At 73.0% G+C, this 10209-nt stretch carries 5 protein-coding genes; all 5 read left to right on the top strand.

Annotation, left to right across the window (positions count from 1 at the left end; genetic code table 11):
• Position 1: 1 nt before the first annotated feature.
• The 5 genes from glgX to QWZ14_RS21000 are packed head-to-tail and all read left to right on the top strand — an operon-like array spanning position 2 to position 10128.
• Entirely contained in the window at positions 2–2104 is a 2103-nt protein-coding gene (glgX, locus tag QWZ14_RS21020) for a glycogen debranching protein GlgX (protein WP_290318825.1), read from the top strand.
• A complete protein-coding gene (gene treZ, locus QWZ14_RS21015; protein ID WP_290318824.1) occupies positions 2101–3915 on the top strand; it encodes a malto-oligosyltrehalose trehalohydrolase in 1815 nt (604 codons plus the stop codon). The genes glgX and treZ overlap by 4 nt, the downstream gene beginning before the upstream one ends.
• Positions 3912–5942 carry a 4-alpha-glucanotransferase gene (gene malQ / locus QWZ14_RS21010; protein WP_290318823.1) on the top strand — a complete coding sequence of 677 codons (2031 nt, stop codon included), beginning with the start codon at positions 3912–3914 and terminating at the stop codon, positions 5940–5942. The genes treZ and malQ overlap by 4 nt, the downstream gene beginning before the upstream one ends.
• On the top strand, positions 5942–8725 hold the full coding sequence (treY, locus tag QWZ14_RS21005; RefSeq protein WP_290318822.1) for a malto-oligosyltrehalose synthase: 2784 nt from the start codon (positions 5942–5944) through the stop codon (positions 8723–8725). The genes malQ and treY overlap by 1 nt, the downstream gene beginning before the upstream one ends.
• The gene (locus QWZ14_RS21000; RefSeq protein ID WP_290318821.1) at positions 8722–10128 is read left to right on the top strand and encodes an alpha,alpha-trehalose-phosphate synthase (UDP-forming); all 1407 of its coding nucleotides are present in this window, start codon (positions 8722–8724) and stop codon (positions 10126–10128) included. The genes treY and QWZ14_RS21000 overlap by 4 nt, the downstream gene beginning before the upstream one ends.
• Positions 10129–10209 lie beyond the last annotated feature (81 nt).

The raw sequence follows: 10209 nt of genomic DNA, 5'->3' as shown, positions 1-10209 counted from the left end.
CATGCCGCCTGTCCCGACGCGTCTGCTGCCCGGCCGCTCGGCCACCTTGGGCGCGAATTGGGATGGCCTCGGGGTCAATTTCGCGGTGTTCTCGGCGCATGCCGAGCGCATCGAGCTGTGCCTCTTCGATGCGGCCGGGCGGCGCGAGATTGCCCGGCTGCCGATGCCGGAATGCACCGACGAGGTCTGGCACGGCTACCTGCCGGAGGCGCGGCCGGGCCAGCTCTACGGCTACCGCGTCTATGGCCCCTACGAGCCGCGCCACGGCCATCGCTTCAACCCGCACAAGCTGCTGCTCGATCCCTATGCGCGGCAGCTCTCGGGCGAGGTGCGCTGGTCCGACGTGCTGTTCGGCTACCGCGTCGGCGCCGGCCGCGCCGACCTGACCTTCGACCGGCGGGACAGCGCCCCGGCCATGCCGAAATCCGTCGTGGTCGACGACAGCTTCCACTGGGGCGACGACCGGGCGCCCTGCGTGCCCTGGGACCGCACCGTAATCTACGAGGCGCATGTCCGCGGCCTGACCATGCTGCGCCAGGACATCGCCCCGCGCGAGCGCGGCACCTTCGCCGCCCTGGCCGACCCCCGGGTGGTCGACCACCTGCAGACGCTGGGCGTCACCGCGATCGAGCTGCTGCCGATCCACGCCTACCTGCAGGACCGCTTCCTGGTCTCGAAGGGCCTCAGGAACTACTGGGGCTATTCCAGCCTCGGCTTCTTCGCCCCCGAGCCGCGCTACCTCATCGAGCCCTGGATGCGGAACGAGCTGAAGGTGGCGGTGCGCCGGCTGCACGCGGCGGGCATCGAGGTGATCCTCGACGTGGTCTACAACCACACCTGCGAGGGCAGCGAGATGGGGCCGACGTTGTCCTGGCGCGGCTTCGACAATGCCTCCTACTACCGGCTCATGCCGGGGGAGGAGCGCCACCACATCAACGACACCGGCACCGGCAACACGCTGAACATCAGCCATCCCCGCGTCCTGCAGATGGTCATGGACAGCCTGCGCTACTGGGTCGAGCAGTACCACGTCGACGGCTTCCGCTTCGACCTCGGCACCATCCTCGGCCGCGAGCCCGGCGGCTTCGACCAGGGCAGCGGCTTCTTCGACGCCATCCGCCAGGACCCGGTGCTGTCCCGGGTGAAGCTGATCTCGGAGCCCTGGGACCTCGGCCCCGGCGGCTACCAGGTCGGCAACCACCCGCCCGGCTTCGCCGAATGGAACGACCGCTACCGCGACGGCGTCCGCCGCTTCTGGCGCGGCGACAGCGGCATGCGCAGCGACCTGGCGGCGCGGCTGACCGGCTCGGCCGAGCTCTTCGACCGCCGCCGGCGCCGCCCCTGGGCCAGCGTGAATTTCGTGGCCAGCCACGACGGCTACACGCTGCACGACACCAACGCCTACGAGCAGCGCCACAACGCCGCCAATGGCGAGGACAACCGCGACGGCCACGCCGACAACCACAGCAACAACTGGGGGGTCGAGGGCGAGACCGACGACGCGGCGGTCAACGCCACCCGCGCGGCGGTGACCCGGGCCATGCTCGCCACCCTCTTCGCCTCGGCCGGGACGCCGATGCTGCTCGGCGGCGACGAGATGGCCCGCACCCAGCGCGGCAACAACAACGCCTATTGCCAGGACAACGACATCAGCTGGGTGGACTGGGCGCGGGCGGCGGGGCCGGAGGCGCAGCTGCTGCAGCGCTTCACCGCCCGGATGATCGCGCTCCGCCACCGCCTGCCGCCGCTGCGGCCGGCGGTCTTCCTGCATGGCGGCGCCGAGGTGCGGCCCGGCCTCAGCGACATCGCCTGGTTCGACCAGCATGGCCAGACGATGACGCCGGATGCCTGGAACGAGCCCGAGGCCCGCACGCTCACACTGCGCCGGGCCACGGCGGCGGCGGATGGCAGCGTCGATGCGACGCTGCTGCTGCTGAACGCCGATGGCGCGGCCCATACCTTCAACCTGCCGCCGCCCGCGTTCGACTGGTCGGTGGTGCTCGATTCGGCGGAGCCTGAAGTGGAAGAATATCCTGTTTCCGGCACATCGGTGACCGTGGGCGCGCATTCCGTGCTGCTGCTGGCCGTGCGGTTGCCGGCATGACCCGCTTCGCGCAGGACACCCGTTGGGGCGCCACCCTGCTGGCCCCGGACCGCACCCGCTTCCGGCTCTGGGCGCCGGATTGCGACGCCGTCGGGCTGGAGGTGGAGGGCGAGGCGCCGCGGCCGATGCAGCCCGAAGGCGACGGCTGGTTCGGCCTCGAGGCCCCGGTCGGCGCCGGGGCGCGCTACCGCTTCCGCGTCTCGCCCGACCTCGCGGTGCCCGACCCGGCCTCGCGGCTGCAGGCGGGCGACGTCAGCGACCCCTCGGTCGTGGTCGACCCGCGCGCCTTCGCCTGGCGGCACGCGGACTGGGCCGGCCGGCCCTGGCACGAGACGGTGCTGTACGAAGTGCATGTCGGCGCCATGGGCGGCTTCACCGGGGTGGAGGCGGCGCTGCCACGGCTGCGCGACCTCGGCGTCACCGCCATCGAGCTGATGCCGATCGCGGACTTCCCGGGCGCGCACAACTGGGGCTACGACGGCGTGCTGCCCTATGCGCCGGACACCGCCTTCGGCACGCCCGAGGAGCTGAAGTCGCTGGTCGATGCGGCGCATGGCCTCGGGCTCATGGTCTTCCTCGACGTGGTCTACAACCATTTCGGCCCCGACGGAGCCTACCTGCATGCCTATGCCAAGCGCTTCTTCAACGAGGGTGTGCATACCCCCTGGGGCGCCGCCATCGACTTCCGCCAGGCCGCGGTGCGCGACTACTTCGAGGAGAACGCGCTCTTCTGGCTGCAGGAGTACCGCATCGACGGGCTGCGCTTCGACGCGGTGCACGCCATCGCCGAATCGGCCTGGCTCGACACCCTGGCCCGCCGGGTCCGCGGCAGCATCACCGACCGCCACGTCCACTTGGTGCTGGAGAACGAGGAGAACGCGGCCCGGCACCTCCGCCCGGTCGGCGGCTTCGACGCGCAGTGGAACGACGACGGCCACAACGTCCTGCACCCGCTGCTGACCGGTGAGCGCGAGGGCTACTACGAGGATTTCGCCGGCCAGGGCGCCGAGAAGCTGGCGACCGTGCTGGCCCAGGGCTTCCTGTTCCAGGGCCAGCAGTCGCCGCACCTCGGCGCGCCGCGCGGCGAGCCCTCGGGGCACCTGCCGCCGACCGCCTTCGTGCTCTTCCTGCAGAACCACGACCAGGTCGGCAACCGCGCCTTCGGCGAGCGGCTGGCGGCGCTGGCCGACCCCGATGCGCTGGCGGCGGCGACCGCGCTGCTGCTGCTCTCGCCGCAGATCCCGATGCTCTTCATGGGGGAGGAGTGGGGCGCGACGGCACCCTTCCTGTTCTTCACCGACCACAACGACGAACTCGCCCCGCTGGTCCGTGACGGCAGGCGGAAGGAATTCGCCAAATTCGCCGCCTTCCAGGACCCGGAGCGGCGCGCGCGCATTCCCGACCCGAATGCAGCGACCACCTTCACCGCCTCCATCGCCGACCCAGGTGAGGCGGCGCGGCCGCCGCATGATGCCATCCTCGCCCTGCACCGCCGGCTGCTGGCGCTGCGCCATGCGCGCATCATCCCGCACCTCCCCGGGTCGGCGTCGCTCGGCGCCCATGCCATCGGCGAGGCGGCGGTGCTGGCCCGCTGGCGGCTCGGCGACGGCAGCGTGCTGGCCATCGCCTGCAACCTCGGTGCCGAGGCCGTTGCGGCAACGGCCGAGGGCGAGATGATCTTCGAAAGCCTGGCCGGTGCCGCCGGTGCGCTGGGCACCGGTTCGCTGCCGGCGCGTTGCACCATTGCCCTGATCGCCCCGGCCACTGCGCCCGGTGTCGAGGACGGGCCGATGATGAAGGGGCCGGGATGAGTTCGGACGAGGCATTGCGCGGGCTGGCCGAAACGGCCGGCATCGCCACCGACTGGCGCGACGTCCATGGGGAAGTGCACCACGTTGGAATCGATACGCTGCGCGCGGTGCTGGCGGCGCAGGGGCTGCCGGCCGAGGTCGACGCGGCGCGGTCGCTGCTGCTGCGGCTGGACGACCGGCTGCCGCCGCTGCTGACCATGACCATCGGCCCCGATGGCGTCGCCATCCCCGGCGCCTCGCCCGGGCACCGCTACCGGCTCGACATCGAGGGCGGCGACCGCATCGAGGGCCACCTCGAGGAGGGCTGGAACCGCGAGGCGCGGCTGCCCGCGGTCTCGACGCCGGGCTACCACCGGCTGACGCTCGATGAGGGCCATACCACCATCGCCGCCGCGCCGCGGCGCTGCGTCACCCTCAACGACCTCGGCGCCGAGGTGCATCGCGGCGGCGCCGCCTGGGCGCTGGCGGCGCAGATCTACTCGCTGCGGCGCCGGGGCGACGACGGCATCGGCGACTTCGGCGGCGTCGCCGACCTGGCCCGGGCCGCGGGCCGGCGCGGTGCGACCGCGCTGGCCGTCAGCCCGGCGCATGCGCTCTTCGCCGCCGACCCGAACAAGTACGGGCCCTATTCGCCCTCCTCCCGCATCATGCTGAACGTGCTGCATGCCGACCCCGCCGTGGCGCTCGGCGTCCAGGCGGCGCAGCACGAGGATGACGGCGAGCTGATCGACTGGCCGGCGGCGACCGTCCGCAAGCTGGCCCGGCTGCGGCGCCTGTTCCGCGACCATGCCGACCATCTCGGCTTCGTCGAGTTCCGCAGCGAGGCCGGCCCGGCGCTCGAGGACCACGCCCGCTTCGAGGCGCTGCATGCGCATCTCTACGGCGGCGATCCCGGCCTCTGGCACTGGCGCCAGTGGCCGGAGGAATACCGCACGCCGCAGAGCCCGGGCGTGCAGCGCTTCGCCCGCGACCACGCCCCCGAGGTCGCCTTCCACGCCTTCTGCCAGTGGCTGACCGACGCCTCGCGCGGCGCGGCGCAGCAGGCGGCGCGGGAGGCCGGGATGCCGGTCGGCCTCATCACCGACCTCGCGGTCGGCACCGACGGCGGCGGCAGCCATGCCTGGTCCCGCCAGCGGGAGATCCTGCCCGGCGTCACCGTCGGCGCGCCGCCGGACATCTTCTCCCCGCTCGGCCAGGATTGGGGGCTGACCGCCTTCTCGCCGCTGGAGATGCGGGCGGGCGGCTTCGGCGCCTTCCGCGAGCTGCTGCGCTCGGCCTTCCGCCATTCCGGCGGCGTGCGGGTCGACCATGCCATGGGCCTCGCCCGGCTCTGGGTGGTGCCGGAGGGCATGGGGGCCGCGGAGGGCGCCTACCTCCGCTATCCGATGCCGGACCTGCTGCGGCTGCTGGCGCTCGAGTCCCATCGCCACCGGGCCATCGTCATCGGCGAGGACCTCGGCACCCTGCCGGAGGGCTTCCACGACCAGATGGCGACCGCCGGCATCCTCGGCATGCGCGTGCTGTGGTTCGAGCAGGAGCAGAACGGCGGCTTCCGCCCGCCGCACGGCTGGACGCCCGATGCCGCGGCGATGACCACGACGCATGACCTGCCGACGGTGGTCGGCTGGTGGCGTGGCCTCGACATCGGCTGGCGCGACCGGCTCTCGCTGTTTCCGGATGCGGCGACGGTCGAGGAGGAGAAGGCCCGCCGCGCCAGGGACCGCAGCGCCCTGTGGCAGGCCTGCCGCGACAACGGCACCGCCCAGGGGCCCGAGCCCGGCGCGGCCGAGGGCGAGCGCGTGGTGGACGCCGCCATCGCCCAGGTGGCCAGCGCCGCCTGCGCCCTGGCGATCCTGCCGCTCGAGGACGCGCTCGCGCTGCCCGAGCAGCCCAACCTGCCGGGCACGGTGGAGGGCCATCCGAACTGGCGCCGCCGCCTGCCCGGCGATGCCGCGACCCTGCTCGACGCGCCCGACGTGGCGCGCCGCATCAATGCCTTCGCCGAAGCCCGGCCCCGAGGAAACTGATGTCCCTGCCGCTGACCGCGACCGCCCGCCTCCAGTTCCATGCGGGCTTCACCCTCGACGATGCCGTCCCCCTCGTCCCCTATTTCGCCCGGCTCGGGATCAGCCACCTCTATGCCTCGCCGATCCTGAAGGCGCGGCCCGGCTCGACCCATGGCTACGACATCGTCGACCATGGCCGGATCAACCCGGAGCTGGGCGGCGAGGCGGCGCTCGCCCGGCTCGTCGCGGCGCTGAAGGCGGCGAACCTCGGCCTCATCCTCGACATCGTGCCGAACCACATGGGGGTCGGCGGCGCCGACAACGCCTGGTGGCTCGACGTGCTCGAATGGGGCCGGCAGAGCCCCTACGCCGGCTTCTTCGACATCGACTGGGAGCCGCCGGATCGCGCCCTGCACAACCGGATGCTGGCGCCCTTCCTCGGTGCCCCCTATGGCGAGGCACTCGCCTCCGGCGCGCTGACCCTGCAATTCGATACCGCCACCGGCCAGTTCTTCGTGCAGTACTACGAGCACCGCTTCCCGATCGCGCCGCAGCACTACACCCACGTGCTGCGCGGCGGCGGCGATCCGGCGCTCGAGGATCTGGCGCAGGAATTCGGCCGCATCGGGCTGCATCTCCGCGACCGCAGCGCCGCCCGCAGCGCCGCCGCCCAGGGGCAGCAGGCCCTGGTCGAGCTCGCCAGCACCCGCGCCGGCGCCACCCGGATCGAGGCGGCGATCGCCGCCTTCGACCCCCTGGAGGAGGCCGGGCGCGATCGCCTGCACCGGCTGCTGGAGCGCCAGCATTACCGCTTGGTCTGGTGGCGCGCCGCGGCCGACGAGATCAACTGGCGCCGCTTCTTCGACATCACCTCGCTCGCCGGCCTCAGGGTCGAGCTGCCGGAGGTCTTCGACGCGACGCATGAGCTGATCCTGAAGCTCTATGCCGATGGCGACATCGACGGCGTGCGGATCGACCATATCGACGGCCTCGCCGACCCCCGCAGCTATTGCCGCAAGCTCTATCGCCGCATGCAGACGGTGCGGCCGGACCAGGCGCCGCTGGTCTGGGTCGAGAAGATCCTGGCGCCCTTCGAATCGCTCCGGACCGACTGGCTGGTCGACGGCACCACCGGCTACGACTTCATGGACGAGGCCAGCGGCGTGCTGCACGACCCCGCCGGCGAGGCGCCGCTGACCACGCTCTGGACCGAGAGCACCGGCCGCTCGCCGCATTTCGAGGCCGAGGCGCGCGAGGCCCGGCGGCAGATCCTGCGGGACAACCTCGCCTCCGAGCTGAACGCCACCGCGGCGGCGCTGAAGCGGGTCGCCGGCCGCGACCTAGTGACGCGGGACTTCACCCTGACCGCGCTGCGCCGCGCCCTGGTGGAGGTGCTGGTGCATTTCCCGATCTATCGCCTGTACATCTCGACCGGCGGCCGCAGCGAGGACGACAAGCGCATCCTCGACTGGGCGCTGGCCGGCGCCCGGCGGACCATCCGCGCCGCCGACCGGCCGCTGATCGACCTGCTCGACGGCTGGCTCGGCGGCGAGCCGCCGCGCAGCCTGGCGCCAAGCCTGCGGCGGGAGCGGCTCTCGGCCGCGGTGCGGTTCCAGCAGCTCTCGGCCCCGGTCGCGGCGAAAAGCGTCGAGGACACCGCCTTCTACCGCTACGGCCGGCTGATCTCGCGCAACGAGGTCGGCTCCGACCCCGCCCGCTTCGCGGTGACCCCAGCTGGCTTCCACGGCGCCGCCAAGGCGCGGGCCAAGAACTTCCCCCGCGCCCTGCTGGCGACCGCGACGCATGACCACAAGCGCGGCGAGGATGTCCGCGCCCGGCTCGCGGTGCTGTCGGAGATCCCGGAGGAATGGGCGACCGCGGTGCATCGCTGGACCCGGCTGAACTCGCAGCTCCGCAAGGAGCTGAGCGACGGCGCCGCGCCGGGGATGAGCGCCCAGCTCATGCTCTACCAGACCCTGGTCGGCGCCTGGCCTCTGGACCTCGACCCCGAGGACGAGGCCGGGGTGAATGAGTTCCTCGAGCGGGTGGTCGCCTGGCAGGAGAAGGCGCTGCGCGAGGCCAAGCGCCGCACCGAATGGGCGGTGCCCAATGCCGAGTACGAGACCGCCTGCCGCGACTTCGTCTTCACCTGCATGGCGGCCGACCGCGCCAGCCACCTGCGCGGGGAGGTGGCGGCCTTCGCCGGCCGCATCGCCGTCGCCGGCGCGGTGAACGGCCTGGCGCAGACGCTGCTCCGCTGCGCCGCGCCCGGGGTGCCCGACCTGTACCAGGGGACCGAGTTCTGGGACCTCAGCCTGGTCGACCCCGACAACCGCCGCCCGGTGGACTGGGACGCCCGCCGGGTCGCGGTGGAGGCGGCGGCGGCGCCGGCCGAGCTGCTGCAGTCCTGGCGGGACGGCCGCATCAAGCAGGCCATCCTGGCACGGGCGCTGGCGCTGCGGGCCGCGAGACCGGCGATCTTCGTCGAGGGGGACTACCTGCCGCTGGTGGCCGAAGGCCCCCAGGCCGCCCATGTCCTGGCCTTCGCCCGGGTCCACAAGGACGGCGTGGTCATCGCCGTCGCCACCCGCCTGCCGGCCGCGCTGGTCGGCGACGCACCGCTGCCGCTTGTCCCGGCCGCGGAATGGGGCGGAACCGAACTCGTCCTGCCGCGTGGTATCATGGCGCAACGTTGGCGGGACGTCTTGAGCGGCATAACCCACGAAGGGAGTGAAGGGGCGGATCGCCTGCCCCTGGCCGACCTTCTGGCCCGCCTGCCGGTGGCGCTGCTGGAGGTGGGATGAGCCGTATCGTCGTCGTCTCCAACCGGGTTCCCGTGCCGGCCGGCAATGCCGGGCATGCCGGTGGGCTGGCGGTGGCGCTGCTCGGGCTGATGCAGCGCCGTGGCGGATTGTGGTTCGGCTGGAGCGGGGCGGTCACCGAGACCGCCGGCGGGGACCATGCGCCGCCCGCCTTCGCCCAGCGCGGGGCGGTGGGCTATGCCACCCTCGACCTGACCGAGGCCGAGCACCGGGGCTACTACACCGGCTATTCCAACGGCGTGCTCTGGCCGATGCTGCATGCCCTGCCGCACCTGATGGTCTTCCGCCGGCAGGACCTCGAGACCTACCGCAAGGTCAACCACCGCTTCGCCGACAACCTGGTGCCGCTGCTGCGCGACGACGACCGCATCTGGGTGCACGACTACCATCTGATGTCCCTGCCCGGGGCGCTGCGGGCCCAGGGCGTCGACAACCCGACCGGCTTCTTCCTGCACGTGCCCTTCCCGGGGCCGGAAGCGGTCGCGGTCGCCCCGGGGATCCGCGGCCTGGTGCAGGACGTGCTCGCCTCCGACCTCATCGGCTTCCAGACCGCGACCGACCGCGACAATTTCGCCGCCACCGCGACCGAGCTGGCCGGCGCCATGCGGACCGGCGACCAGACGATGGAGATGGGCGGCCGCGAGGTCCATCTCGGCGTCTTCCCGGCCGAGATCGCCGCCAGCGAATTCGCCGCCACCGCAGCGGCCCAGGTCGGGCTGGAGCCGACCCGGCTGTTGGCGCAGTCGCTGCGCGGCCAGGCCCTGCTGCTCGGCATCGACCGGCTGGACCCGACCAAGGGCCTGCCGGAGCGGCTGGAGGCCTTCCGCCGGGTCATCTCCCGCCGGCCGGCCCGCAGCGCGACCATGCTGCAGATCGCCGCCCCCTCGCGCGAGGACGTGCTGGCCTATCGCCGGCTGCGGGCCGAGGTGGACAGTGCCGCGGGCAGCATCAACAGCGAGTTCGGCGAGCCCGACTGGCTGCCGCTCCGCCTGCTAGCGCGGCCGCAGAGCCGCGACACCATCGCGGGCTTCATGCGGCTGGCCAAGGTCGGGCTGGTGACGCCGCTGCGCGACGGCATGAACCTGGTCGCCAAGGAATACGTCGCCGCGCAGGACCCGGCCGACCCGGGCGTGCTGGTGCTGTCGCGCTTCGCCGGCGCGGCGGCGCAGCTCGGCTCCGCCCTGCTGGTCAACCCGCATGACGCCGAGGGCATGGCCGAGGCGATCCACCGGGCGCTCGACATGCCGCTGGCCGAGCGGCAGGAGCGCTGGTGGGCGAGCTGGCAGGCGATCGCCGGGGCGACGCCGGAGGGCTGGGGCGAGGACTTCCTCCGGGCGCTGACCCCGGATGGGCTTGAACGGCTGCCGGTCGCCGGCATGGCCTGAGGCCGCGGCCCGCGCCCCCGCGGCGCGGGCCATGACCCCGGGCTTCCGCCCCGCCCGGCGGTCGGGCCGGGCGGATGGACG

Origin of the sequence: Paeniroseomonas aquatica, assembly GCF_030409335.1 — a bacterium.
Taxonomy (GTDB): domain Bacteria; phylum Pseudomonadota; class Alphaproteobacteria; order Acetobacterales; family Acetobacteraceae; genus Belnapia; species Belnapia aquatica.
Note: the sequence above shows the minus strand (reverse complement) of the source record. Positions and strands in the feature narration are given on the sequence as shown.

Bases quoted from the DNA above. Each gene is read 5' to 3' on its own strand.
- treY (WP_290318822.1), top strand. From the start codon at position 5,942: ATGTCCCTGCCGCTGACCGCGACCGCCCGCCTCCAGTTCCATGCGGGC.
- QWZ14_RS21000 (WP_290318821.1), top strand. From the start codon at position 8,722: ATGAGCCGTATCGTCGTCGTCTCCAACCGGGTTCCCGTGCCGGCCGGC.
- malQ (WP_290318823.1), top strand. From the start codon at position 3,912: ATGAGTTCGGACGAGGCATTGCGCGGGCTGGCCGAAACGGCCGGCATC.
- glgX (WP_290318825.1), top strand. From the start codon at position 2: ATGCCGCCTGTCCCGACGCGTCTGCTGCCCGGCCGCTCGGCCACCTTG.
- treZ (WP_290318824.1), top strand. From the start codon at position 2,101: ATGACCCGCTTCGCGCAGGACACCCGTTGGGGCGCCACCCTGCTGGCC.